General features: G+C 38.5%; 24 protein-coding genes, 1 pseudogene and 2 riboswitches. Of the genes and pseudogenes, 20 read left to right on the forward strand and 5 right to left on the reverse strand.

Going from position 1 to position 24,972, the window contains the following annotated elements:
* A pseudogene (locus BMZ99_RS26815) lies at positions 1 to 181 on the forward strand (IS110 family transposase); the annotation flags it as partial.
* A gap of 130 nt (positions 182 to 311) precedes the next feature.
* Here BMZ99_RS26815 and trxB read toward each other — a convergent pair.
* A complete protein-coding gene (gene trxB, locus BMZ99_RS22905; protein ID WP_090943398.1) occupies positions 312 to 1,232 on the reverse strand; it encodes a thioredoxin-disulfide reductase in 921 nt (306 codons plus the stop codon).
* Positions 1,233 to 1,516: 284 nt separating this feature from the next.
* On the opposite strand from trxB, the gene BMZ99_RS22910 reads away from it, so the two are divergent.
* The 9 genes from BMZ99_RS22910 (at position 1,517) to purD (ending at position 11,335) form a co-directional block, all read left to right on the forward strand.
* Positions 1,517 to 2,164 carry a TerC family protein gene (locus tag BMZ99_RS22910; protein ID WP_090943401.1) on the forward strand — a complete coding sequence of 216 codons (648 nt, stop codon included), beginning with the start codon at positions 1,517 to 1,519 and terminating at the stop codon, positions 2,162 to 2,164.
* A gap of 102 nt (positions 2,165 to 2,266) precedes the next feature.
* Positions 2,267 to 2,368: riboswitch (purine riboswitch) on the forward strand.
* A gap of 260 nt (positions 2,369 to 2,628) precedes the next feature.
* Complete coding sequence (locus BMZ99_RS22915; RefSeq protein ID WP_090943404.1) at positions 2,629 to 3,996, forward strand: NCS2 family permease; 1,368 nt, start codon at positions 2,629 to 2,631, stop codon at positions 3,994 to 3,996.
* Between the two features lie 147 nt (positions 3,997 to 4,143).
* The gene (gene purE / locus BMZ99_RS22920) at positions 4,144 to 4,635 is read left to right on the forward strand and encodes a 5-(carboxyamino)imidazole ribonucleotide mutase (RefSeq protein ID WP_090943407.1); all 492 of its coding nucleotides are present in this window, start codon (positions 4,144 to 4,146) and stop codon (positions 4,633 to 4,635) included.
* 21 nt (positions 4,636 to 4,656) lie between these two features.
* A complete protein-coding gene (gene purC, locus BMZ99_RS22925) occupies positions 4,657 to 5,367 on the forward strand; it encodes a phosphoribosylaminoimidazolesuccinocarboxamide synthase (protein ID WP_090943410.1) in 711 nt (236 codons plus the stop codon).
* Positions 5,364 to 6,803, forward strand: a complete 1,440-nt coding sequence (gene purF, locus BMZ99_RS22930; protein ID WP_090943413.1) for an amidophosphoribosyltransferase — start codon at positions 5,364 to 5,366, stop codon at positions 6,801 to 6,803. The genes purC and purF overlap by 4 nt, the downstream gene beginning before the upstream one ends.
* A complete protein-coding gene (purM, locus tag BMZ99_RS22935; RefSeq protein ID WP_090943416.1) occupies positions 6,800 to 7,849 on the forward strand; it encodes a phosphoribosylformylglycinamidine cyclo-ligase in 1,050 nt (349 codons plus the stop codon). Before purF ends, purM begins: the two co-directional genes overlap by 4 nt.
* Positions 7,842 to 8,450 carry a phosphoribosylglycinamide formyltransferase gene (gene purN / locus BMZ99_RS22940; protein ID WP_090943419.1) on the forward strand — a complete coding sequence of 203 codons (609 nt, stop codon included), beginning with the start codon at positions 7,842 to 7,844 and terminating at the stop codon, positions 8,448 to 8,450. The genes purM and purN overlap by 8 nt, the downstream gene beginning before the upstream one ends.
* A 19-nt stretch (positions 8,451 to 8,469) precedes the next feature.
* Positions 8,470 to 10,011, forward strand: a complete 1,542-nt coding sequence (purH, locus tag BMZ99_RS22945) for a bifunctional phosphoribosylaminoimidazolecarboxamide formyltransferase/IMP cyclohydrolase (RefSeq protein WP_090943422.1) — start codon at positions 8,470 to 8,472, stop codon at positions 10,009 to 10,011.
* 55 nt (positions 10,012 to 10,066) lie between these two features.
* Entirely contained in the window at positions 10,067 to 11,335 is a 1,269-nt protein-coding gene (gene purD / locus BMZ99_RS22950; protein ID WP_090943425.1) for a phosphoribosylamine--glycine ligase, read from the forward strand.
* Between the two features lie 40 nt (positions 11,336 to 11,375).
* On the opposite strand, the gene BMZ99_RS22955 is transcribed toward purD, so the two are convergent.
* Genes BMZ99_RS22955 through BMZ99_RS22965 form a run of 3 tightly spaced genes read right to left on the reverse strand, consistent with a single transcriptional unit; the run spans position 11,376 to position 13,716 of the window.
* Positions 11,376 to 11,903 (reverse strand): D-lyxose/D-mannose family sugar isomerase, encoded by a 528-nt coding sequence (locus tag BMZ99_RS22955; protein ID WP_090943428.1) that lies wholly within the window; start codon positions 11,901 to 11,903, stop codon positions 11,376 to 11,378.
* On the reverse strand, positions 11,893 to 12,840 hold the full coding sequence (locus BMZ99_RS22960) for a carbohydrate kinase family protein (RefSeq protein ID WP_090943430.1): 948 nt from the start codon (positions 12,838 to 12,840) through the stop codon (positions 11,893 to 11,895). The genes BMZ99_RS22955 and BMZ99_RS22960 overlap by 11 nt, the downstream gene beginning before the upstream one ends.
* Positions 12,841 to 12,870: 30 nt before the next feature.
* The gene (locus BMZ99_RS22965) at positions 12,871 to 13,716 is read right to left on the reverse strand and encodes a class II fructose-bisphosphate aldolase (protein ID WP_090943433.1); all 846 of its coding nucleotides are present in this window, start codon (positions 13,714 to 13,716) and stop codon (positions 12,871 to 12,873) included.
* 229 nt (positions 13,717 to 13,945) lie between these two features.
* Here BMZ99_RS22965 and BMZ99_RS22970 point away from each other — a divergent pair, with 229 nt between their 5' ends.
* From BMZ99_RS22970 to BMZ99_RS23015, 10 genes are all read left to right on the forward strand, one after another.
* Positions 13,946 to 15,262 carry a sensor histidine kinase gene (locus BMZ99_RS22970; RefSeq protein ID WP_175490672.1) on the forward strand — a complete coding sequence of 439 codons (1,317 nt, stop codon included), beginning with the start codon at positions 13,946 to 13,948 and terminating at the stop codon, positions 15,260 to 15,262.
* Between the two features lie 4 nt (positions 15,263 to 15,266).
* Positions 15,267 to 15,938, forward strand: a complete 672-nt coding sequence (locus tag BMZ99_RS22975; protein WP_090943440.1) for a response regulator transcription factor — start codon at positions 15,267 to 15,269, stop codon at positions 15,936 to 15,938.
* 52 nt (positions 15,939 to 15,990) lie between these two features.
* A complete protein-coding gene (locus tag BMZ99_RS22980; protein WP_090943466.1) occupies positions 15,991 to 17,271 on the forward strand; it encodes an ABC transporter substrate-binding protein in 1,281 nt (426 codons plus the stop codon).
* A 239-nt stretch (positions 17,272 to 17,510) separates the two neighbouring features.
* Complete coding sequence (locus BMZ99_RS22985) at positions 17,511 to 18,470, forward strand: sugar ABC transporter substrate-binding protein (protein WP_090943443.1); 960 nt, start codon at positions 17,511 to 17,513, stop codon at positions 18,468 to 18,470.
* A 155-nt stretch (positions 18,471 to 18,625) separates the two neighbouring features.
* Positions 18,626 to 20,119 carry a sugar ABC transporter ATP-binding protein gene (locus BMZ99_RS22990; RefSeq protein WP_090943446.1) on the forward strand — a complete coding sequence of 498 codons (1,494 nt, stop codon included), beginning with the start codon at positions 18,626 to 18,628 and terminating at the stop codon, positions 20,117 to 20,119.
* On the forward strand, positions 20,119 to 21,117 hold the full coding sequence (locus BMZ99_RS22995) for an ABC transporter permease (protein ID WP_090943449.1): 999 nt from the start codon (positions 20,119 to 20,121) through the stop codon (positions 21,115 to 21,117). The genes BMZ99_RS22990 and BMZ99_RS22995 overlap by 1 nt, the downstream gene beginning before the upstream one ends.
* Before the next feature lie 79 nt (positions 21,118 to 21,196).
* A riboswitch (SAM riboswitch) is annotated at positions 21,197 to 21,297 on the forward strand.
* An 85-nt stretch (positions 21,298 to 21,382) separates the two neighbouring features.
* Positions 21,383 to 21,580, forward strand: coding sequence for a hypothetical protein (locus tag BMZ99_RS23000; protein WP_090943453.1), 198 nt, complete (start codon positions 21,383 to 21,385; stop codon positions 21,578 to 21,580).
* Positions 21,581 to 21,670: 90 nt separating this feature from the next.
* On the forward strand, positions 21,671 to 22,483 hold the full coding sequence (gene larE / locus BMZ99_RS23005) for an ATP-dependent sacrificial sulfur transferase LarE (RefSeq protein WP_090943457.1): 813 nt from the start codon (positions 21,671 to 21,673) through the stop codon (positions 22,481 to 22,483).
* Positions 22,484 to 22,640: 157 nt separating this feature from the next.
* Complete coding sequence (locus BMZ99_RS23010; protein ID WP_090943459.1) at positions 22,641 to 23,225, forward strand: hypothetical protein; 585 nt, start codon at positions 22,641 to 22,643, stop codon at positions 23,223 to 23,225.
* A gap of 97 nt (positions 23,226 to 23,322) precedes the next feature.
* On the forward strand, positions 23,323 to 24,117 hold the full coding sequence (locus BMZ99_RS23015; RefSeq protein WP_245755125.1) for a HipA family kinase: 795 nt from the start codon (positions 23,323 to 23,325) through the stop codon (positions 24,115 to 24,117).
* A gap of 28 nt (positions 24,118 to 24,145) precedes the next feature.
* Here the strand turns inward: BMZ99_RS23015 and BMZ99_RS23020 are convergent, their stop codons facing one another.
* The gene (locus BMZ99_RS23020) at positions 24,146 to 24,616 is read right to left on the reverse strand and encodes a MarR family winged helix-turn-helix transcriptional regulator (protein ID WP_090943464.1); all 471 of its coding nucleotides are present in this window, start codon (positions 24,614 to 24,616) and stop codon (positions 24,146 to 24,148) included.
* Positions 24,617 to 24,972: the final 356 nt, after the last annotated feature.

Genomic DNA, 24,972 nt, shown 5'->3' on the forward strand with positions numbered 1-24,972 from the left:
TAGCCATGTAAAGAATCATTTATCTGAATATGCAGCTTTTTACCAGAAGAAGTATGATGAAGTTAAAACTCATCAGCACAAACGCGCACTCGCACTTACTGCTCGTAAATTCATCCGGCTGATTTTTGGATTGCTGGCCAACCATCAGCTTTACTCTCCAAGTAGAGTAAGCCAAAGTTAATAGATCCCATTTATTTACTTTTTCTTCGGCTTGAAGAAGAGGCTTGTTTAGTGCACCCATTTTTTGCGGATTACTTACAAAACTTATTTTTTATGGGCTTGACATATTACCAGATTGCTTAAGTTTATATTTAAAAATGTTCTTCAATATATTTTTCTCCATGGTAGGCAGCAATGGCACCGTCGCTGACCGCAGTAACGACTTGGCGAAGCAGTTTTTGCCTTACATCACCCACTGCGTAAATTCCTGGTATATTGGTACGCATAAACTCGTCTGTTTGGATATATCCTTCTTCTGTAAGTTCTATTAGGCTTTTAACGAAAGAGGTATTTGGTTCATTGCCGACATAAATAAATATACCGTTTACTGGTACTTCAGTAAGCTCTTCTGTTAGCAAATTTTTAAGGATGACATTTTGTACGATATCGTCTCCCCTGATTTCATGAATTACAGTATTCCAAATGAATTCTAATTTAGGATTTGTCAGTGCTCTGTCTTGGATGATTTTCGTAGCGCGCAGCGCATCTCTTCGGTGTACTAGGCTGACTTTGTTAGCAAATTTAGTAAGGTAGCAGGCTTCTTCGACAGCAGAATTTCCCCCACCTACGACGATAATATTAGAAGCCTCATAGAAGGGACCATCACAAGTCGCGCAATAGGATACGCCACGAGTGCGATAGGTAAATTCGCCTGGACAATTTAAAGGTTTTGGGGTGGCGCCTGAAGCAATAATAACGATCTTGCTAATGAAATCGCCTTTAGTGGTCTTAACAATACGATATGGACCTGCAAGCTCTAACCCTATTACTTTCGTCAGTAATGGCTTTGCACCAAAGCGTAATGCTTGCTCTTCCATCTGCAAGGATAAATCAAAACCACTAATACCACGAGCAAATCCTGGGTAATTTTCTATTTCATCAGTGGCAGCTACTTGGCCACCTGCTCCTAATGTTTCTAAATATAGCGTATTTAATTTGCTGCGGGCACTATATAAAGCTGAGGTTAGACCGGCAGGTCCTGCACCAATGATAATAACGTCATAAGATTGCATGTTAAATCTCCTTTGCAGTACTAAAATATAAATTCCAATACAGTGCAACACGTAGTATGTGCTCAGATCTAGTATAGTCGAAAGCCTTTAGAATCTACATGGGAATAAATAAACAGGGAATACTAATACAGAAAGAGGTTTCTTAGCGTCTTTTTAGTCAAGAGTTTTTCTTTTTTACGAGATTATTTTTCAAAAGGAATTTCTTACATTATATTCGGGGGACAATGTAAAGAAAACTTGTCTGTTGATATTTAAAAAATTTACATAAGAAGGTGGAAGGCGAGATGGAATATGGACTGCAATTATTTAGTATTATACTCATTAACCTTTTGCTCAGCGGAGATAACGCCCTGGTCATCGCGCTTGCCAGCCGGAATTTACCTCTTCATCAGCAGAAAAAAGCTATGTTGTATGGTTGCATTGGTGCCATTCTTCTTAGAGTTGCTTTAACCTTCGCTGCTATTTCCTTACTGAAAATACCTTATTTGCAAATGATAGCAGGTATCTTGCTATTTTGGATTGCTATTAAGCTAATGGCAGAGCAAAAAGGCTGTGAGCAGCGCTTGGTCGGGAAAAAAAGCGTGAGCGGAGTAATTAAGACTATTATCACTGCTGATTTTGTTATGAGCCTTGATAATGTAATCGCTGTTATTGGTGTAGCAAAGGACAATATAGGCTTATTAGTCCTCGGGATCGCCATTAGCATACCTATTATTATCTGGGGAAGCAAATTTGTCTGTTTGCTAATGCGAAAATGGCCGATTATCATTAGCTTCGGTTCATTTTTTTTAGGGTGGACAGCCGCTCAAATGATATTATCAGATTATCATATCGTTCTCTTACTAGGGCCTTTTTTCTGGTTGAATAATCTCATTTCTGGGATTAGTGGCTTAATTGTTGTCGTTATAGGTAAATTTTTAGGGAAAAAATAAGAATGTATAGGTGAGGGGTTGATTAAAAACCGAACAATATAGAATAAAAAAATAAAAATGTTCATAGTTTATTGACAGGTGTTTTGATATGCTATAAAATAAGACAGTAAACAGAATATAACTCGTATATTTTTGAGAATAAGGCTCAAGCGTTTCTACCAGATAACCGTAAATTGTCTGACTACGAGTGAAAGTGTACCTAGGGTTCCGCAGAAATAAAACAGAGAATCTCTGTTTTATTATGGTCTGTGACCAAGTGGTACAGGCACTATGACAGTGTTACACCGATGGGATAAAAACCCGGGCGGGGAGGTTTCGCTCATGACCTGAAGCGATTCTCCCTGTCCGGGTTATTTTTTTGCGTTGGAGGTGATACTAGTACTATATAAGAAGAATAAACGAGAATGATGAGACTTTTCATGTAACATTGATTAATATAAAAAGGGATTGAAGGAGAGTCATATATGTTAGAACGATTATTTAAGTTAAGTGAGCGTAACACAAATGTACAAACGGAGGTAATGGCTGGTATTACTACGTTTATGACAATGGCATACATATTGTTTGTCAATCCTAGCATTTTAGGATCTGCTGGAATGGATAAAAATGCAGTATTGCTTGCAACTGCGATTGGATCCGCTGCTGTTACGATGATGATGGGGATCTTTGTCAATTACCCTATTGCTTTAGCACCTGGTATGGGGCTCAACGCCTTTTATGCTTTTACAGTGGTTATTGGTATGGGAATTTCTTGGCAAGTGGCTTTGGGAGCCGTATTTATTTCAGGTATTATTTTCTTAATTTTAACTCTAACCCAAGTGCGTCAACTCTTAATCGAAGGTATGCCTAACTCCTTAAAACATGCGATTACCGTAGGGATTGGACTTTTTATCACGATTATTGGCTTAAAACTTTCCGGTATTATGAATATTCGTTTATCCTTAATTCCGCCTACTTTAGAAAAAATTGTCGCTGCTAAGGGGAATGGGTCACCCTTATCTTTTGAGACGATTATAGAACTGGGGAAATTAGCTGACCATCATGTCTTATTAGCTGTTTTTGGTCTTATATTTATTAGTATTTTAATGGCTCGCAAGGTAAAAGGAGCTATGTTATTCGGCATTCTCATTAGTACTCTTGTTGGTATCGTAATGGGAGTTGTCAATGTTCCGGCAGGATTTGTTCCTGTAGCAATTCCTGACTTTAGTAATAATGCTTTTTTGGCTCTTGATATTCCTGGTGCTATTAGTATGGGGTTAACAACGATTATCTTCACATTTACTTTTGTTGAATTATTTGATACCATGGGCACTTTGGTAGGTACTACCAGTAAAGCTGGCCTAATGAAAAAAGATGGTAAAATTCCTGGTATCGGTAAAGCTATGCTGGTAGATGCTACTGGCGTAAGCCTTGGTGCTGCTTTAGGGACAAGTACTATTACGGCCTTTGTGGAAAGTGCTGCTGGCGTAGGGGCAGGTGGTCGGACTGGTTTGACTGCTGTCGTCTGTGGTGGTATGTTTCTTTTGGCATTATTCTTTACTCCTGTTGTTGGTCTAATCCCTGATGCTGCTACAGCACCGGCTCTTATTATTGTTGGATCATTAATGATGGAAAGTGTAAAACATATTGATTTTGGCGATTTTACAGAAGCTATGCCAGCGTTCATGACCATTATTATGATGCCCTTTACCTATAGCATTGCCAACGGTATTTCTTTTGGTTTGGTGTTATATCCACTATTAAAATTAATTACAGGTCGCGGTCGGGAAGTTCATTGGATTGTATATATATTAGCTGTATTGGTTGTTATACGCTTATTCTTTCTTGCGTAGATAAAGTAGTAAACCCAGATACTAAAATAGAAAAGTATCTGGGTTTACCATTAAGTTCAAGAAACGTATATTCCATTCTCTAATCATATGAAAGTATGTAGGGATGATATAAATTCTAATAAGGATCAAAAAAAGGAGGAGCTTTAAATGAAAGTAGCTATTATTATGGGAAGTGATTCTGATTGGTCCATTGTGCAGCCAGCAGTTGACGTGTTAAATAATTTTGGTGTAGCCACGGAAGTCGTTGTAGCTTCAGCGCATCGCACACCTGACAAGGTTCATGCATTTGCAGCTGGAGCCCGGGAAAGAGGCGTAGAGGTAATTATTGCCGCTGCTGGAGCAGCAGCTCATTTGCCGGGAGTGATAGCAGCATATACTACTTTGCCGGTGATTGGGGTACCTGTTAATAGTACCTGCTTAAATGGGCTTGATGCACTGCTTAGTATTGTACAAATGCCTGCTGGTATTCCAGTAGCTACAATGGCAGTGAATGGAGCTAAAAATGCAGCTATATTTGCGGTGCAAATTATGGCTGGAAAACATGTAGCGTTAGCTGAAAAATTAGCGGAAAATCGTAAAACAATGGCTGATGAAGTAGAAGAAAAAGCAGCGAGGCTTTCTGCTAAAATATTAGGATAAAATATTAGGAGAGTGTTAATTATGGAAAAGCAACCATTATACGAAGGCAAAGCAAAGAGAATCTACAGCACAGACGTGGCTGATGAATTATTAGTATATTATAAAGATGATGCGACAGCTTTTAATGGCTTAAAAAAGGGTACGATTGATAGTAAAGGAGTACTGAACAATAAAATTACAACCTTTTTCTTTGATTTATTAGGCAAAAATGGTATTCCACATCACTTTATCAAAAGGGTAAGTGAGCGGGAGCAGCTTGTTAAGTCTTTAAAAATTCTCCCTGTAGAAGTAGTAGTACGCAATATTGCAGCAGGCAGTTTGGCAAAACGTATCGGCTGGGAAGAAGGCAGAAAACTTCCTGCACCAATCGTCGAAATGTATTATAAAAATGATGACTTAGGTGATCCGTTAATTAACCAGCATCACATTAAAATATTAGAATTGGCTACGGAAGAGCAAGTGAAAATTTTAGAAGAATACGCTTTTAAAATTAATGAAATTTTGACCAATTATTTACGGGAAAAGAAAGTCGAGCTGATTGACTTTAAATTAGAATTCGGTGTCCACCATGGCCAAGTTTTATTAGGCGATGAGATTTCACCAGATACTTGTCGTTTTTGGGACAGTGAAACAGGTGAAAAACTTGATAAAGATCGTTTCCGCCGTGATCTTGGCAATGTGGAAGATGCTTATAAAGAAATATTGTTCCGTTTAACGGGTGAAAAAGTATGATCAATCAGCTCGTGGAAGTTGATAAAATGGAGGAAGAATGCGGAGTCTTTGGCATATACTCTAGGGAGAATAATGTCGCACTAAATACGTATTGGGGATTATATGCATTGCAGCACCGCGGGCAAGAAAGCGCAGGTATTGCAGTAACAAATGGCTCTTGGATGGATGTATCTAGAGGAATGGGGCTGGTAAGTGAAGTATTTCGTCACCAGCTCCCAGATTTACCGGATCAGCATATTGGTATTGGACATGTTCGCTACTCAACAACTGGCTCTAGTTCTCTCATGAATACACAACCTTTAAAAGTCAAGTATTCAGGTGGGCACATTAGTTTAGCTCATAATGGGAATCTGACCAATGCACGAGTACTGCGTGAGAAAATGGAAGAACAAGGCAGTATTTTTCAAACGACCATTGATAGTGAAGTCATTGTAAATTTGATAGCCAGATCTCGTAAAGCTACACTAGAAGAGAAAATTGTAGAGAGTTTATCTCAAATTGAAGGTGCATACTGTCTAGTGATTATGACAGAGGAAAAACTAATTGGCGTGCGTGATCCTCATGGTCTTCGTCCACTATGCATTGGCAAAGTGAAGGATGGCTTTGTCCTTTCTTCTGAATCCTGTGCTTTGGATACGGTTGATGCAGAATTTGTAAGAGATGTAGAGCCTGGTGAAATGGTTATTATTGATCATACAGGAATAACTGCAGAACGTTTTGGTGATCAAGGTAATCAAGCACTATGCGTATTCGAATACATTTACTTTGCTCGTCCAGACAGCATTATTGATGGACAAAGTGTGTATCAAGCCCGATTTGAAATGGGGCGAACATTAGCGCGCCAAAGTGGTCTTAAAGCAGATATTGTTATCTCTGTACCCGACTCTGGGACAACTGCTGCATTGGGGTTTAGTTACGAATCAGGAGTCCCTTTTGCAGAAGGCTTAATCAAGAATCGCTATATTGGTCGTACTTTTATTCAGCCTGATCAAAAGGACAGAGATCGAAGCGTAAAAATTAAACTCAATGCGATTAAGTCTATCGTAAAAGGTAAATCGGTTATTATGGTGGATGATTCCATTGTACGCGGCACAACCAGTGGTAAAATTGTCCGGATGATTCGTGAAGCTGGAGCTACTGCCGTTCATATGTGTGTCAGTTCACCTCCAATTATCTATCCTTGTTACTATGGAATTGATACGTCAGTACGTAAAGAGCTCATTGCTGCGACAAAGAGTATAGAAGAAATACGAGACTTTATTGGTGCTGATTCGCTGCATTATCTTACGATAGAAGGGTTGGCTACATCTCTTAAAACAGTGCAAGATAAAAAAATGTGCTATGCCTGTTTTAATTCAGAATATCCAGGCAGTACACCTTGTGAGCAGCATTGTGGTGGTAATAAGTTTGTTTTTGAACAGGAGGGCCCTTTATGAGCCAATTAACATATCGTGATGCTGGTGTTGACATTGATGCTGGTAATAAAGCTGTAGATTTAATGAAAAAACATGTTCGTTCTACTTATCGGCCAGAAGTTTTGGGGGATATCGGTGGCTTTGGCGGTTTATTTGCCCTTGATGTTGCTAAATATCGTCAGCCGGTATTGGTTTCTGGTACGGATGGTGTTGGTACGAAATTGTGTATTGCCTTTATGGCTGACAAGCATGACACGATTGGTCAGGATGCAGTGGCAATGTGTGTAAATGATATTTTGGTGCAAGGGGCTGAACCCTTATTTTTCTTGGATTATTTGGCAGTGGGCAAATTGTCGCCAGAACAAGTAGCGGCTATTGTCAGCGGTATCGCTGGGGCCTGCCTGGAATCGGGATGTTCGTTGATTGGCGGCGAAACGGCAGAAATGGCAAGCTTTTATAAAAATGGAGAATATGATATTGGCGGTTTTGCCGTAGGTGTTGCAGAACGCTCCAAATTAATTACGGGACAAACCATACAGCCTGGAGACGTGCTGATTGGCTTACCTTCCAGCGGTTTGCATTCCAATGGCTATTCGTTAGTGCGAAAGATCTGTTTTGATGTAAAGCAAATGGATATCAACCAAATGGTTCCTGAATTAGAAAAGACTTTAGGAGAAGAATTATTAATTCCTACTAAATTATACCCTAAGGCTTGTTTGCCTTTAATTGAAAAATTTGCAATAAAAGGTATGGTGCATATCACCGGTGGCGGTTTTTACGAAAATATTCCTCGTGTATTGCCGGAAGGCTGCGGTGCGATGGTAAATATAGAAAGCTGGCCTAAGCCACCTGTATTTGCTCTATTGCAGCAGTGGGGGAACGTAGCTTGGACGGAAATGTATCGTACCTTCAATATGGGGATTGGTATGATATTGGTTGTTTCTCCATCTGACGTCAAGCAAATTCAAGATGATCTTTCTGCAAGAGGCGAAGCATCTTTTGTCATTGGTCAAGTGACACAAGGAGCCAAGGAAACGGTACTGAAAGGTGGCATCTTTGGTGAATAAAACCATACTAGGTATATTGGCTTCTGGGCGAGGAAGCAATATGCAGGCTATTTGTAATAGCATTGATGCTGGACTCCTGCATGCTAAAGTTGGTCTAGTAATTAGTGATAAGGCAAATGCCAAAGTGCTGGATCATGCAGCAGCTAAAGGAATTCCGGCAATATGTATTGAACGTAAGAATTTTCATTCAAAACAAGAGTTTGAAGCGGCTATGGCTCAGCAGCTTACTTTATATCATGTAAATTTAGTGATATTGGCAGGATTCATGCGTATTTTAAGTGCAGATTTCGTTAATCTTTTCTCAGGCAGTATTATGAATATTCATCCATCATTGTTGCCTGCTTTTCCTGGGTTGGATGCTCACGAACAAGCGATTGCCTATGGGGCAAAAGTTTCTGGCTGCACCATACATTTTGTCGATGAAGGTATGGATACCGGACCTATTATCATGCAGCAGGCTGTATCCATACTTGCTGGTGATACGGTAGAGACCTTAAGTGAACGCATATTGGCAGTAGAGCATGAATTATACCCTCAAGCAATACGTCTGTATTGTGAACAGCGCCTTTGTATTGAAGGTCGCAATGTAAAAATTATATAGCTACAAGTGAGGAATAAAAATGAACATCAAGCGTGCCCTTATTAGCGTTTCAGATAAAACAGGTATTGTTGAATTTGCCCAGCAATTACATCAGTATGGTGTGGAAATTATCTCTACTGGTGGTACGATGAAAACATTGCAGGAAGCAGGAATTCCCGTTAAATATGTGAGTGATATTACGGGATTTCCAGAAATTATGGATGGTCGCGTAAAAACATTAAACCCTTATATTCATGGCGGAATCTTAGCCGTTCGTGATAATAAGGCTCATGTAGAAGCCATGGAGAAACATCATATTTCAGCTATCGATATGGTAGTTGTCAATTTATATCCTTTTCGCCAGACGATAGAGCGTCCGAATGTGCTGCTGGAGGATGCTGTAGAAAATATTGATATTGGCGGACCGGCTATGATTCGTGCAGCATCTAAGAACTTTCAATATGTAACAGTAGTAGTAAATCCAGCACGTTATGGTGATATTTTAAAGCAGTTGGCGCAAGAAAATGATATTCTGCCTGACTATCGCATGGCATTGGCAAAAGAGGCTTTTCATCATACTGCTGAATATGATGCTTGCATTGCAACCTACTTGGCAGGGCAACTTGGAGAGGGCGATTTTCCAGATACCGTGCATGTAATTTATGAAAAAGTGCAGCCGTTACGTTACGGGGAAAATCCTCAGCAACAGGCAGCCTTTTATCGGGAGAAACATGTTGCTGCTGTAGGTGTTGCAAATGCTCAGCAATTACATGGTAAGGAATTGTCCTTTAACAATATTGTGGATGTAGAAGCTGCTTACAATATCGTCGCAGAATTTGAGAAACCGGCCGCTACGATTATAAAACATACTAATCCATGTGGCACGGGTGTAGGTATTGATTTGGCAGAAGCCTATGCAAAGGCCTATCAGGCTGATCCTGTATCTGCTTTTGGTGGAATTATTGGTTTAAATCGAGATGTAGATGTGGCAACAGCTGTACAGATCAGTAAATTGTTTGCAGAAGCAGTTATTGCTCCAGGCTATACAAAAGATGCATTAGATTTGTTAACAAAAAAGCAGAACCTTCGTCTTCTTGTGGCTGAAAAACTGCAAGCGGGCAGTAAACAAGTGGATATTAAAACAGTTTCAGGTGGCATGTTAGTGCAGGATAAAGACACTGTGATTGAAAGTTGTGACGATATGAAAGTTGTTACGAAAAATCAGCCAAGCCCACAAGAGTGGGAACAGCTGCTCCTTGCTTGGAAAGTAGTAAAGCACGTGAAGTCCAATGCCATTGTGATTGCTAATGAAAATCAGACATTGGGTGTTGGCGCAGGACAAATGAATCGTGTAGGAGCTGCTGCTATTGCCTTAGAACAAGCTGGTACTAAAGCTTTCGGTGCAGTAATGGCTTCTGATGCGTTTTTACCTTTCCGTGATACAGTGGATACTGCAGCAAAAGCAGGAATCAAAGTGATTATTCAGCCTGGTGGTTCTGTGCGTGATCAAGAATCGATTGAAGCTGCTGATGAACATGGAATTGCGATGGTATTTACAGGAACTAGACATTTTAAACATTAAGTGTTAGATAAATTTGTCGGGCGTGCCGAACAGCCCATTGGAAGGGAGATTAGCGATGAAGCTATTGGTCATTGGTAGCGGCGGACGTGAGCATGCATTAGTATCTAAATTAAAAGAAAATAGAGATGTACAAAAAATATTCTGTGTTCCTGGTAATCCAGGAATTGCAAAAATTGCTGAGTGTGTTGAACTTGATATTTTAGATAATGCTGCACTTGTGGCATTTGCTAAAAAAGAGGAGGTCGCACTTACTGTGGTTGGTCCTGAAATTCCTTTATCGAATGGTATTGTCGATGTTTTTCGGGATAATGGTCTTGCTTGTTTTGGACCTACTCAAGCCGCTGCTCAGATCGAAAGTTCAAAAACTTTTGCTAAGAATTTAATGGAGAAGTATGATATTCCTACCGCTAAATTTGCCGTATTTACTCAAGCTGATATGGCAAAGGCATACATAAACTCTCAGGGAGCACCTGTAGTCGTAAAGGCTGATGGATTAGCAGCTGGCAAAGGCGTTGTGGTGGCAATGACCATTGATGAAGCGCTAGCAGCCGTTGATATGATGTTGTGTGATGGAGCCTTTGGCCAGGCAGGTAGTCAGGTGGTCATCGAGGAATTCTTAGCGGGTGAAGAAGCTTCTATATTAGCATTTACTGATGGAAAGACGATCATTCCTATGGTAGCAGCGCAAGACCACAAGAGAGTTTTTGATCATGATCAGGGACCGAATACGGGAGGAATGGGAGCTTACGCGCCAGCCCCGGTTATTACTCCTGCGATAAGCGAACAGGTTATGAAAGAAATTTTGCAGCCTACAATTGCCGCTATGGAAAGTGAAGGATGCTCTTATTGTGGGTGTTTGTATTTAGGATTGATTATAACGGCAGACGGACCTAAGGTCATAGAATTTAATGCTCGTTTTGGTGATCCTGAAACCCAAGTCGTACTTCCTTTGCTAGACAGCGATTTAGTAACGATTATGGAAGCTTGCATAAATGGTACGCTGGCAGGTACTTCTGTTCATTGGAAGGATGAGGCTGCTGTATGTGTAGTGCTAGCAGCGGGAGGATATCCTGAAAAATATGCTAAGGGAGATATTATTACTGGTATCGACAAAGCTGAAGAACAAGGTGCCTATGTATTTCATGCTGGCACGGCTAACCGCGAAGAACAAGTGCTAACCAACGGTGGACGTGTACTTGGCGTAACAGCTACAAACACTACCATTAAGCAAGCAGTGGACAAAGTCTATAAGGCAATTGAATCTATAAAATTTAAGGGAATACATTATCGAAAAGATATTGCATTCCGGGCGATAAAAAAGTAGGCAGGGAATATTTCCTGCCTACTTTTTTTATATGAAAGAACTATCGTATAATTCTATTATCTGTAAAAACATCAGCTTCATCTGTAGAACGAGTGGAAAATTCTGAAATGACAGCACCTAACCTGCCGGCCTGAAACCAGTGTAGGGTGTCGGGATAGATTGTATATTGTTCTCCAGGAGTTAGAATAATTTCCTTCCAAACGGTATAGTATTCTTCTGAACCACAAGGTGGGTTGCAGTGAGGACGTTCTATTTTTTCTCCTTCAACATATAGATATACTGTACCAAATCTGCATCTGAATGTTTCTTCTTTTCCAGGTATTTCTTTTCTTGTAGGATGCTTATGTTCAGGACAAGTTTGGTAAGGCAGAAGTATCATTTCCTTAGCGCAAACTCTGTCAGTATTCACATAGGTTATCAATTGTAATCCTGTACTATAAATATCATTTAATCCAAAATCAGCGATCTCAATGCGATTTTTTTCTTCATTTGTTATGGCAATACCGATTTTTTCATAGTACATAAGGGCTCTTTGAGCAATGGATTCATACTCGGATTTACTGATCATGATACGTACTCCTATTTTCTATAAATAAAATGATTTCTTCTTTACTCTTAATGCCGCTAGATGCTCCTAGTGCGGTTACGCAATGGGCGCCAACTGCATTGGCGAATTTAGCACAGCGCTTTAATTCCCACTTGTTGGCGAGCCCTGCTATAAAACCTGCAACAAATGAATCTCCAGCACCATTGGCGTCAATCGCATTGACTTTATATGCTGGCTGGTAATGTTTTTCTGTGCTGTTTTCCACATAACATCCCTTAGAGCCACACTTAATGACGACATTTTGAGCGCCAGCAGTTAAAAAGACTTTTGCCATATCTTCCACATTGTCTTTGCCGCTCAGCATTTGCGCTTCTTCGATGCTTGGTATGAATAAGTTAAGGTATGGAAGACAAGGACTGATAGCTGACATCCATTTTCCTGTTGGATCCCATGCTGTATCTAGTATTGTATATTTGCCAAGCTGCTGTGTTCTTTTTAATAATCTGGCGGTTGGCTCGCCGTCTAATGTTGGCATTAATAAAGAGCCTGCAATAAATAAAATTTCACACCTTTCAATTACCGAAAAATCAATATCTCCTTCTGCGAAGATTCCATTTGTCCCGGGATAATAAAGGAAGCTTCTTTCGCCATCTGGATCAGAAAAGACCATTGAGGTAGAGGTGCCGCTCTGGACTGTCTGTTTTACACCCGTAATATCCACATTTTCTGCTTTTAGCCGATTGAGAATAAAAGAGCCTAGGTGATCACTACCGATAAGACCGATAACCCCTACATCTTCACCAAGTTTTGCTAAATCTATTGCTGAATTTGTTGCACATCCTCCAGTGTGAAGCTCCATTGCATCTACATTTGTGAGTTTACCCTTTGCTGGAAATTGGTTTACAGGTTTAGCAATGAGATCGGCAACCAGTATTCCCAAACAGACAATCTTACTCATAAGTTCACCTCCGCGATTGAATGTGGCTGACTAGGCTTTATCATTACTCATAAAGGTTTTCAGGTGTTCTCTTACGGTTTCATATGTGCCTTCTATTGCCAAATTCATGATTGAATGATAGGGAGGAGATTGGTGCATATCGCAAAAGACTTTAATTTTTTTGCTAGATGAGAGCTGAAGAGCAGTGCCGATATTTATTTTATGTATACCCGATTGTATGCATTTCTTAAAATCAGCAGGGGTAATGCCAGAGCCGCCATGGAGTACAAGAGGAGTATCTGTGCATTTTTTTAATTGCGCAAGTGTCTCAAATTGTAGTTGAGGTTCTTCTAGATATTGGCCGTGAAGATTACCGATGGATACGGCCAGCGCATCAACTAAGGTTTTACTGGTAAAAATTTTCACATCCTCTATATTGGTGAGATGAGCTTCTATATCTTTATTGCCAGCCTCAGCTCCACCGACTTGCCCTAATTCAGCTTCGATCGTCACGCCAAAGGATTTTCCCAGTTTGACGACTTCTTTTGTCAGTTTTATATTCTCTTCTAGTACAAGACTTGCTCCATCAAACATGACGGAGGTGAATCCACTTTTGATTGCTAATGCTATGCTTTCAAAGCTTGTGCCATGATCAAAATGTACGCATACGGGTACCGTAGCTCTAACGGCGGCCTGAAGCATTATAGGAGCCATGTATTCAATTGGAGCGAAAGGAATGTGTACCTCCGCCAATTGCAATATGACAGGAGAGTTTAAAGATTCAGCTGCTTGAACGACACCTCTTATCGTTTCGAGATTTACTACATTAAAAGCACCAACGGCATAACTTTTTGCTTTGGCATCTTTTAGAAGGGGCTGTAAGGTTGTTAAAGACATGCCTATATCCTCCTCGTTTTCAAGTTGTTTCTTGCCAACCTTATACGGTTACATACTTATTTTTGGCCCTCCTAGATGAGGCTCTTACAATATGTATTATAGAAGTTGGCTGGAGAGAAAACAGCTGTATTCTGTCATAAGTAGTAAGTTACATTTGTCATTCTATATTTATTTGAGTATTTATCTTCTCAATCGCATTCTAGTCAGGTGTTGGATAGGGGATAAGAATATGAATCATAGAAATGTATATGTGATTAGAACAATGATGGTTTTTTTAAATTTTATCGTGATTTTATTTATGTCTGTGATTATTTATGAGACTACGGAGCTTATCTGTGATCATTCTATGGCAAGAGATTTTTTGGAAAACATAAAGTTCATTCCGACCACTCCCTGGAAGGTTCCTGTTTTTTCTCTTTCACTTCTCACGCTGCTGATTCTAGGTGTTGGTATACGCGAAAGATTTGGGGAATATATAAGACCGGTACTCTATTTATTTTCTATCATGGACATCATACTTTGTATTGCTATTATGTATTATCTGAATATGAGCTATAAGGGAGTGATGCTGCTTGCTATTGCCAATATTGTAATTTATATAGAAGGAAATAAGAAAAAATATATATTTCTGGTTGTATCCATACTGGCGTATATATTGTTTGATTACGATATATTTTCTATAAAATTCAATCTGTTTTCAATAAATGATTATATACAGCACTATACTTTTACCCAGCGTCTTTATATCTTTGGTATTCGTAATGTTTTATTTTCTTTAAATGAAGTTCTTTTTATTTCTTTTATGATGGTTGTAATTCAAAATCAGGTAGATGAGAGGTTAAAATTAAAAGATTTATATGACACTCTCTATCAAACAGCAGAGGAATCTAAAATTTCTACGATACAGTTGCAGGAATATAGTAGAAAATCAGAGGATATGGTTAAAACCAAGGAGCGAAATCGTCTTGCCAGAGAGATTCATGATACCATCGGACATACTCTTACTGGCATTGCTACAGGACTTGAAGCTTGCATTGAAATGATTGATTGGGATAATAAAAAAACAAAAAGCCAAATGATCAAAATCGCCGAACTCTCTAAAGAGGGTTTGTTGGAAGTCAGAAGGTCTGTAAGTGCCTTAAGGCCTGATGCTATGGAGCGGCTATCACTTATTCCTGCCATCCAGAAGCTAGCGGACAATATTACAGGATGTACCCAGACAAAGGTTCACTTGCAGATTGAAGGAACTGTAAAAGAACTGTGGATTGAAGAAGAAGAAACAGTTTACCGATTGATTCAGGAAGGGATCACAAATGCCGTTCGGCATGGAAAAGCAAAGGCGATTGCAATCCATTTTCAGTTTGCATATAGTACTATAAAAATTGAAGTAATAGATGATGGAATTGGCTGCGCAGCAATTGAAGAGGGATTTGGACTTACACATATTAGAGAAATGATTGGATTATTAAATGGAAAAGCAGAGTTCTTTAGCCAAAGCGGTGGGGGTTTTACGATGTGTGCTGTATTGCCTATAAGATGGAGGTGACATCATGATTAAAGTTCTAATTGTAGAGGACCAAGAAATTATTAGGCAAAGCCTTGAGATCATGCTGCATAATAAAGCAGGAATTCAGATTGTTGGTACAGCAGAAAATGGTAAACAAGTAGCTAGATTAGTCAAGAAGCTGTTGCCAGATGTTATATTAATGGATATTCGTATGCCGGAAATGGATGGGGTACGATGCATTGAGATCATTAAAGAAGCATTTCCTCAAATAAAGGTTATTGTCCTAACTACTTTCGATGATGATGAGTATGTATTTAATGCCTTAAAAAACGGGGCAAGCGGTTATCTTTTGAAGGGAATTTCCGTAAAAGAGTTGGTAGAAGCTATTAAAATCGTATATGGTGGCGGGGCGCTCATTAATCCCAATATTGCGGTAAAAGTATTCAAATTTTTTTCTCAAATGGCAAATGCAGATTATATTGTGAATGTAACACAAGGAGTTATCGAGGATTTAAGCAAAAATGAGTTAAGAATTATACAGCTTGTGGGCATGGGGATGTCCAATAAAGAAATAACGGAAAAATTAAAATTCAGCGAAGGGACGATAAGGAATTATATAAGCAGTATTTTGAGTAAGCTTAATTTAAGAGACAGAACCCAGATTGCAATCTATGCTGTGCAGTCTGGGTTAACTATGAAAGAAGTAAATCAGTGATATGGGACATCTCTTGAGGAAGCATGTCAGTAAAAAACACAAAATCTTAGCTATGCTGGTGCTCTTAATTATTGCAGCCCTGCTTCAAGGCTATCACATGGTGACACAGCCAATTGTCCTTGAATTTGGTATCTTCGCTGGGAGCTATTGGGATGTTCCTATACAAGACAGTAATAAGTTCTTTGATGAAGCAATATCCGAATTTGAAAAGATGAATCCGGGAATCAAGGTTATTTATAGAAGCGGAACATTGAAACGAAATTATTCAGAATGGTTATCACAAAAAATTATCAGAGGAAAGGAGCCGGATATTTTTTGTATTTTGCCAAAGGATTTTAATACATTAGTGTCAATTGGAATTTTAAAAGATTTGGATGGACTTATCGATCATGATCCTCAATTTGACTCGAGCAAAATGTACGTTAATGCCATTCAATCAGGTCGATTTCAGAAACGGCAATATGCACTCCCAAGTGAAATCGCTCCTGTGTTAATGTTTGTTAACAAAACACTGCTTGCTAGAGAGGGGATACCAATCCCTAAGGGAAATTGGACTTGGAATGATTTCTATGAGATTTGCAAAAAAGTGACTAGGGATACGGATGGAGATGGTCAGGTTGATCAGTTCGGAACATTTGGTTTTACCTGGCAGGAGGCGGTCTATACTAACGGGCAGCGGCTTTTCGAACCTGATGGCAGTGGAGCATATTTTGATAGTCCTGGGGTTGTGGAAGCAGTTGAATTCTTAATGAAATTAGATGCCTTGCATTTGAATGCTAAGGTTACATCTAACGATTTTGATGCTGGGAAAGTTGCTTTCAGACCCTTTCTTTTTTCCACGTATAAGGCATATAAACCATATCCTTACCGAGTAAAGAAATATGGTCAATTTGAGTGGGAATGTATAAATTTACCTCGAGGTCCTAAAGGGAATAATGTTGCAGAATTACATAGCTTGCTCATGGGAATCAGTTCTCGGACAAAGTATGAAAAAGAAGCGTGGGAGTTTTTGAAATTTTTAGTGTATAAAGAAAATACACAGACGAATGTTTTAAAGTACTCCTATGGGATACCTGTTTTACGCTATATTACAGAATCTGAATTTGGTGAAAGGGTGTTTTCAGCGGTTAGTCCTGAAGAAACATTCATTAATAAATCGCTGCTCAGTGAGGTTATTGAACAATCGATTGTTACTCCTAAGTTTCAAAAATATGAAGATGCAGTGACAATGGCCGATAAAGAAATTTATCAGGCTATAAGCATGGAAAAGGATGCAGGAAAGTCGATGGGAGACCTCAATAAAGAAATTAACGAGTTTTTAAAGAATAAATAAAGAATATTAAAAAACAGATAATTCAGTTATATTTGTCATTTTTGAGTGACAAATATAACTGAATCCTTATGACAGATAGCATATGATTTTAATATTGAATCATTTTATAATAAGTTTGTAGTTTACTTGCGTTTTGATCTTGGATTGATATCTTAGACTGGAGGTGGCGAGTTTTTTTTATACATTTTCATGAATACCAGCTGGCAGCGATTTTTAGGAGAAAGAGATGGAGGGATAGTATGAAAAAAATAATGGTGATGGTATTAGCCGCATTTTTTTGTATGAGCTTACTGGCAGGATGTACTAAGTCAGTTGACCAGTCGAAGGCAAATGATACTGTGAAAAAGTATAAATTCGGCTATACCTGTATGACAATGAATAATCCTTTCTTTATTACTCTTGAGAAGTCTATTCGAGAAGATGTTGAAAAAAATGGAGGTACTCTTATCACTCTTGATCCTCAGCTTGATACACAAAAACAGATTGCCCAAGTTGAAGATATGATTGCTCAAAAAGTAGACCTTATTTTCTTAAATCCTGTTGATTGGAAGGGAATTAAACCGGCACTGGATGCTGCCAAGAAAGCCAATATTCCTGTTGTTAATTTTGATGCACAAGTATTTGATAAAGAATTGGTAAATTCTATTGTTGTATCAGATAATTTTAACGCTGGTAAGGTCTGTGGAGAAGATCTTGTAAAACAAATGCCAAACGGTGGAAAGATAGCTGTGATTGACTCTCCTACTATGAAATCTGTTATTGATAGAATTGATGGATTTTTTACAGGTCTTGGGGATAAGAAGAGCAAGTTTGAGATTGTAGCGCAGCAGGATGGGAAAGGTCAGCTTGAAATTTCAATGCCTATCGCTGAGGCTATACTTCAGGCTAATCCTGATGTTAAGGCTTTTATGGGCGGCAATGATCCAACGGCACTTGGCATAATTGCAGCTTTGAAAACTGCAAATAAGAAAGGAATCTTGGTGTATGGTGTTGATGGTGCTCCTGAATCCAAGGCAGCAATCAAAGACGGTGATATGACGGGAACCGGTGCACAATCTCCCATTAACATTGGTAAGGAATCTTACAAGATTGCCATTCAAATTTTAAAAGGTGAGCAATATGAGAAAAATTTACCTGTTAAAACTGAACTCATTAATAAAGATAATGTAGATAAATTCGGCATAAAAAATTGGCAATAGTATAAAAACATATTATTATTTTCAAAGACGCAAACGGTCGTAATATGGGGGCTGTATGCCAAAGGATCAGAGAGTTTTATCTGGTATAACCAAATAAAACTCTCTGACATTATTATAGGGGGTTGTATGAGTATTAATGTAAAGTAGGTGAAATTGTGAGCAAAGTTATTTTGGAAATGAAAAATATTCATAAGCGCTTTCCTGGTGTTTATGCATTAAAGGATGTAAATTTTGAGTTACAGGCGGGAGAAGTACACGGTGTGCTGGGAGAAAATGGGGCGGGTAAATCTACACTTATGAAAGTGCTTGGAGGGATTTATAAAGTCGATGATGGTGAGATTTATATAGAGGGGCAGAAGATTGCAATTCACGATGTGGAAGATTCGCAAAATGCTGGTGTAAGTATTATTCATCAGGAACTTGTGCTAGTGCCTCACATGTCTGTAGCAGAAAATATTTTTTCAGGGCGGGAGCCTACGGGGAGGTTTGGATTTATTAAGAAGGAGGAAATGCTGGAAAAGGCCCAGAGGTTATTGGACTTTTTTCATCTTGATATAAATGCTTCTCAGTTAGTGTGTAAGTTAAATATAGCAGAGCAGCAGATGGTTGAAGTCGCCAGAGCAATATCATTTAATTCTAAGATACTGGTAATGGATGAGCCGACATCATCTCTGACAGAAAAAGAAGTGAGATTTCTCTTTGCAACCATACAAAATCTAAAATCACAAGGGGTTGGAATTATCTATATTTCTCATAGAATGTCAGAACTGTTTAGAATAACGGATCGGATTACAGTTATGCGTGATGGGCAATACATCAGTACTAAGATGACAAACCAGACGAATGTAAATGAACTTATTTCATTAATGGTAGGCCGTGAGCTTACAAGCTATTACCATAAAATATCTCATGGGCTGGGAGAAAATGCACTGGAAGTGAAAGAACTAACAAGAAGAGGTGTATTCAGCAATATTAATTTTAATCTTAGGGAAGGGGAAATCTTAGGATTTTCAGGGTTAGTAGGTGCGGGGCGTTCGGAAATTATGAAATCGATATTTGGGCTTGATCGTTTTGATTCTGGTGAAATCTACATACGAGGGAAAGAAGTAACCATAAAATCACCTAACGATGCAATGAATTTTGGTATTGCTCTTGTTCCTGAAAATAGAAAAGATGAAGGCCTTATTATGAAAGGGCAGGTTGGATACAATATGACACTTCGCATATTAAATCAATTTATAAAATTTATAAATGTCAATACAGCACACGAAAATCAAATTATAAGTACTTATGTAAAGAAACTCGGGATAAGAACATCGAGTACTTTGCAGCTAATCAGTAATCTCAGCGGGGGAAATCAGCAAAAGGTGGTCATTGCCAAATGGCTGGCAGCAAAACCGCAAATATTAATCCTTGATGAGCCAACAAGGGGAGTAGATGTGAATGCAAAAGCAGAAATATATGAAATAATGAATCGGCTTGCTCAAGAAGGGGTAGCTATTATTATGATATCTTCGGAGTTACCTGAGATTATTAATATGAGCGATCGCGTGATCGTAGTCCGCAACGGCAGCATAGCGGGAATGCTGAAACGAGAGGAATTTTCACAAGAGAGAATTATGCATATGGCAACAGGAGGTATATCATAATGCTAAAAGTTATAACAAATAATACAGCAAATTTCTTTAAAAAAATAGGTTTTGATATCGTGGAATTCATTAAAGAAAACTTTGGTATATTAATTGGTTTTGCAGTATTATGTGTGGCTTTATCTATTATATCACCAGCCTTTTTAACGGAATCAAATATACTTAATATATTAAGGCAAGTATCTACGAATGCAAACCTTGCTTTAGGAATGACACTTGTCATTATTATTTGTGGTATTGACCTTTCAGTAGGATCGATCGTAGCGCTATCAGGAACTGTGACAGGCGGACTCATCGCATTTAGCAATGTTCCTATCACGGCAGCCGTATTCGCTGGTATTTTAGTGGGAACTCTTGCAGGTGTATTCAATGGTGTGATGGTGGCATACACCGGTATACCCTCTTTTATTGTAACTCTTGCTATGCTAAATATAGCTCGTGGTGCTGCTTACGTGTATACGGGAGGCCAGCCAATACGTGTTATGAATGAAGATTTCAACGTAATTGGTGCCGGCTATTTAGGGGCAATTCCTCTGCCTGTTATTTATTCTTTTATCTTTTTACTGCTTACAGCGATTATTTTAAATAAAACAAAACTTGGTCGGCATATCTATGCAGTCGGTGGAAATAAAGAAGCTGCCAGATTCACAGGTATTAAGATTAAGCAGATAGAAATATTTGTATATACCTTCTCAGGCTTTTTAGCAGCTTTTTCAGGCGTTGTGTTAGCGGCCCGTATGTTCTCCGGACAGCCTACAGTAGGAAATGGCTTTGAGCTGGATGCCATTGCAGCAGTTGTGCTTGGTGGAACGAGCATGACAGGGGGAATCGGTAAGATTGGCGGTACTTTAATTGGCGTGCTTGTCATCGGTGTTCTTAACAATGGGCTGAATCTACTGAATATTAATTCCTTTTGGCAGTTAATTATTAAGGGTATTGTTATCTTGGCAGCCGTTTACGTTGATATGATGAAAAAGAGAAAAGAAGCACAGGTATAAATGAACTGACGAACAGAAAAAAATATATTGCTAACTGTAGTATTTCATGATATATTTATAAATAATTTAATACGATAAACTCTTATCAAGAGTGGTCGAGGGACTGGCCCGATGACACCCAGCAACCAGCAGCAATGCAGAGGTGCTAATTCCAGCAGGATTTATCCTGAAAGATGAGAGAGGACTGAAATGTTATTTAAGTCCCCTTTCAAATGAAATGGGAGATTGAATAACATTTTTTTGCATATATAAGGAGGAAAATCAAATGGCGCGGAGCAATCACCTTGCAGTTGCTGCAGTTGAAGATAGAAAAGAGGTAGCAGTAACACCACTAAGGAAAATAAAAGCACTCCCTCAGGGAAATGAAGAAATAATTATTACCATAAGAAATGGTGTTGTGGTTAAATTTGTACAAAATATTTATTTTCCTTCCTTGGAAGGTGTCGACGGGGACGGAATATAGGGGGCCAAATTTTATTGGCAGGAAGGAACTGTCATGGTATATTATAAGTAATAAAAAGACATATAAACTGGAGTACAAAGGAGAATCATCGTGGGAAATAGTAGTGAAAAAATGAAGAAATTGAATGAGTTGTTAACTGGAATGGGAAGCATTGTGGTAGCTTTTTCTGGAGGCGTGGATAGTAGTTTTTTAGCAGCAGCAGCACTAAGAGCTGTTGGTGAAAAAGCGATCGCCATAACTGCTTTTTCTGAAACATTGCCGGAAAGCGAGAAAAAAGAAGCAATTGAAATTGCAAAGAAAATTGGTATTAAGCATATACTTTTAAATATTAGCGAATTAAATAGCCCGGATTTTGTAGAGAATAATAATCAACGCTGCTATTACTGTAAACAGGAACGATTTTCAGTATTAGTTGATTGGGCAAAGAAAAATGATTATAATTGGGTACTGGATGGATCAAATGTAGATGATTTATCCGATTATCGCCCTGGGATTAAGGCTGTAGAAGAGCTGGAACATGTAAGGAGCCCTTTGGTTGAAGCTGGATTAACGAAAAAAGATATTCGTGAAATATCTAAGGAATGGAACTTGCAGACTTGGAATAAATTAAGTGCTGCCTGCCTTTCTTCAAGAGTGGTTTATGGACTTTCGATTACAGCAGAGCGACTTAGCCAAATCGAAAAGGCCGAAGAGTTAGTTAAGAAATTTTGTCCAGGGCAAGTTCGAGTACGGCACCATGGAGATATTGCCCGCATTGAAGTGTCACCAGAAAATATTGAAAGGATTACGGTTCCAGAGATCGCAAAGCAAATTGAGCAAGGACTTAAACAAATTGGCTTTACATATGTCGCTGTTGATTTATCTGGATATCGAAGTGGCAGCATGAATGAAGTTTTAGTTTAATAGTAAGGTACATTATTAGATGGATAGGCAGGTAATATTTCCTGCCTATTTTTTATTACTTTCTAAAAACAGATTTCAGTAACACTATGAGTTCCTTACTCATACAGTATAGTAAGAATTAAATTAAATAGTATTACCTATAGGAGGTATATAGTGTATGAGTATTTTTACAGAATTACGGAATCCATCACTCGTTAGAGAACTAGAACGGGAATTAAATACGGATGTAGTCTTGTTTGGTTTTGATGGTTTTGCATATTTTGGTAATCTACAAGCCGTAGAAGATTGCCGTATTGCCATTCTTTCTCCAGCAATAGAAGCCAAGTGCAATGCTGTGGAAATTCTAACTCCCGGGGGAGAAATTTTACATGTGGATTTTACACGCGTTGATTTATGGAACATAGTTGCCAAAGGAACAGCCATAGTAAGAGATCCTTTTGCAAACCTAGATGAATCTTTAGAATCAGCTAGAACTGATTTAGAAGAAGCAACAGAACGGACAGAAAGTCGACATTTAGTTAGAGTGTTATGCCGCATGGTTGGTGATTCGGTTGTATTGACAACTCTTGGTGGTTTCTCCATCGAAGGAACTCTTATTGCGATTGACGATTGCTTAGCGATTCTCTCAAATACAGATATCTTTGTTCCTGGCAGCAGTAGTCCGATCTCAGATAGAAGGATTCGGTCAGCTGTAGTAAATTTAGAAGCTTTAACTTCCGTTTCAGGAACTTGTTGTTGTTGAAATTTTTTATTTAACTATGAAAGACTCGGCAGAGGTTTTACCGGGTCTTTTTTAGTTAGTATTATTTCGAGAGAAGGTAGATGGTATGCTCTTTGCTATGAAACATTTTGGGAATGTAGGAGTGGGAGTTACTTCACCCCAATTATTTCGTGCTAACGACAGAAATTTTTATGTAGTTAAATTCCAAAATAATCGACTAGGTTCTAAGGTATTGGCAAATGAATTTTTAGCAGCAAGGTTGGGTGAAATCATGGGATTATGTTTCCCTGTAAGTTCAAGTATTGAAATTGATGAAGAAACCATACAGCAAAGTGCGAGGTTAAAAGCATTGGGAATCGTTGCAGGGCGGCATTTTGCCTCACTATATCTAAATCATTCAGAATATGTGGGAAAAAATAATTTGTTTAAGGCTGATAATATTACTGAAATGGCTGGAATTTTATTATTTGATTATATGTTTCATAATGCTGACCGTACAAATAATAAAAAAAATCTTTTGTTGCGTAAGGACGAAGCTGGATACAAAATATATGCAATTGATAATTCTCATTTATTTAGAACTGCTAGATGGAATGTTGCCCACCTTAATAGTATCAGTACAATTATCAAACCATATTACCGTTATTCCTATGGATTATTGCTTAGAGATTGGCTTTCTCCCCCTCATTTTATTCCCTACATCAAAAAGGTAAAGGAAATGAGTTGCGAGTTGATTCATGAGCTGGTTAAAGAGATTCCAGAAGAATGGCTGTCAGATGATGCTGAACGCCAAGCATTGATAAATTATATTATATTGCGTAGAGACATGGTAGAGGATATTGGAGAGGTAATATACAAACATATTCCAATGTCAAGAGGGGGATATCAATGGTGGTTTAGCACTCTTATATAAAACGAATAAAAAGGGTTCAAGGGGCATGTTACTTTGGTAAGGATTTTTCTTGGGAATTTAAATTTTCTTTGATGAGAAGTGCATTTTGAGTCATTTTTTCGAGAAGTATATATGTCATTTCTATTTCTTCAGGTGTAAATCCTCGTGTGAGAGAAGTAGTCCAGTTGGTTAGTGCGGATTCAAGAATCGGCTGAAAAGATCGACCCTTTTCGGTTAGATAGACTTGATTGGCACGTCGATCAAGTCTATCTACATGCCTCTCAATATATCCTAGCGATTCTAATTTCATAATCGCGCGAGCAATGGTTGTTTTGTCAATTGCTACATGCTTGCTGATTGTATCTTGAGTAACGCCTTCTTGCTGATATAGAAAAGTGAGGCAAGCGTAGTATCCATTACCGCTTCCTAGACTGTAGATTCCTAAATGATGATCAAAAAAAGATTGTCCAATTCTATATAAACCAGAGATCCATTTTCCAATGTAGGGTATTTTTTGCATGTTCTTCCTCCTTAAAAGACAATTATACTATATATAATAGCGATAATAGGAATGAGAGAGCAACTATAATTTGAAAATTCTTTGTGGAGATGAGGCATAGCAAATGAATTTTGAGTGTTAATATGCCATTTCATTCATGATAGTTACTATACATTTCAATAATTGTAACAAGAATAGATGCTACTAGAGGAGAAAGTATGAAAATTTGAAATAAATAGATTGAAAATTAAGTTTATTTGCAGTATAATAAACTTAGAACACGAAAGCAATCTGGTAATATGTCAAGCCCATAAAAAATAAGTTTTGTAAGTAATCCGCAAAAAATGGGTGCACTAAACAAGCCTCTTCTTCAAGCC

Origin of the sequence: Pelosinus propionicus DSM 13327 (genome assembly GCF_900114615.1) — a bacterium.
Classification (GTDB): Bacteria; Bacillota; Negativicutes; order DSM-13327; family DSM-13327; genus Pelosinus; species Pelosinus propionicus.

What these genes read in the sequence shown, in the direction of transcription:
- trxB (WP_090943398.1), bottom strand. Translation starts at nt 1,232, where the DNA reads ATGCAATCTTATGACGTTATTATCATTGGTGCAGGACCTGCCGGTCTA.
- BMZ99_RS22910 (WP_090943401.1), top strand. Translation starts at nt 1,517, where the DNA reads ATGGAATATGGACTGCAATTATTTAGTATTATACTCATTAACCTTTTG.
- BMZ99_RS22915 (WP_090943404.1), top strand. Translation starts at nt 2,629, where the DNA reads ATGTTAGAACGATTATTTAAGTTAAGTGAGCGTAACACAAATGTACAA.
- purE (WP_090943407.1), top strand. Translation starts at nt 4,144, where the DNA reads ATGAAAGTAGCTATTATTATGGGAAGTGATTCTGATTGGTCCATTGTG.
- purC (WP_090943410.1), top strand. Translation starts at nt 4,657, where the DNA reads ATGGAAAAGCAACCATTATACGAAGGCAAAGCAAAGAGAATCTACAGC.
- purF (WP_090943413.1), top strand. Translation starts at nt 5,364, where the DNA reads ATGATCAATCAGCTCGTGGAAGTTGATAAAATGGAGGAAGAATGCGGA.
- purM (WP_090943416.1), top strand. Translation starts at nt 6,800, where the DNA reads ATGAGCCAATTAACATATCGTGATGCTGGTGTTGACATTGATGCTGGT.
- purH (WP_090943422.1), top strand. Translation starts at nt 8,470, where the DNA reads ATGAACATCAAGCGTGCCCTTATTAGCGTTTCAGATAAAACAGGTATT.
- purD (WP_090943425.1), top strand. Translation starts at nt 10,067, where the DNA reads ATGAAGCTATTGGTCATTGGTAGCGGCGGACGTGAGCATGCATTAGTA.
- BMZ99_RS22955 (WP_090943428.1), bottom strand. Translation starts at nt 11,903, where the DNA reads ATGATCAGTAAATCCGAGTATGAATCCATTGCTCAAAGAGCCCTTATG.
- BMZ99_RS22960 (WP_090943430.1), bottom strand. Translation starts at nt 12,840, where the DNA reads ATGAGTAAGATTGTCTGTTTGGGAATACTGGTTGCCGATCTCATTGCT.
- BMZ99_RS22965 (WP_090943433.1), bottom strand. Translation starts at nt 13,716, where the DNA reads ATGTCTTTAACAACCTTACAGCCCCTTCTAAAAGATGCCAAAGCAAAA.
- BMZ99_RS22970 (WP_175490672.1), top strand. Translation starts at nt 13,946, where the DNA reads ATGAATCATAGAAATGTATATGTGATTAGAACAATGATGGTTTTTTTA.
- BMZ99_RS22975 (WP_090943440.1), top strand. Translation starts at nt 15,267, where the DNA reads ATGATTAAAGTTCTAATTGTAGAGGACCAAGAAATTATTAGGCAAAGC.
- BMZ99_RS22980 (WP_090943466.1), top strand. Translation starts at nt 15,991, where the DNA reads ATGCTGGTGCTCTTAATTATTGCAGCCCTGCTTCAAGGCTATCACATG.
- BMZ99_RS22985 (WP_090943443.1), top strand. Translation starts at nt 17,511, where the DNA reads ATGAAAAAAATAATGGTGATGGTATTAGCCGCATTTTTTTGTATGAGC.
- BMZ99_RS22995 (WP_090943449.1), top strand. Translation starts at nt 20,119, where the DNA reads ATGCTAAAAGTTATAACAAATAATACAGCAAATTTCTTTAAAAAAATA.
- BMZ99_RS23000 (WP_090943453.1), top strand. Translation starts at nt 21,383, where the DNA reads ATGGCGCGGAGCAATCACCTTGCAGTTGCTGCAGTTGAAGATAGAAAA.
- BMZ99_RS23010 (WP_090943459.1), top strand. Translation starts at nt 22,641, where the DNA reads ATGAGTATTTTTACAGAATTACGGAATCCATCACTCGTTAGAGAACTA.
- BMZ99_RS23015 (WP_245755125.1), top strand. Translation starts at nt 23,323, where the DNA reads ATGAAACATTTTGGGAATGTAGGAGTGGGAGTTACTTCACCCCAATTA.
- BMZ99_RS23020 (WP_090943464.1), bottom strand. Translation starts at nt 24,616, where the DNA reads ATGCAAAAAATACCCTACATTGGAAAATGGATCTCTGGTTTATATAGA.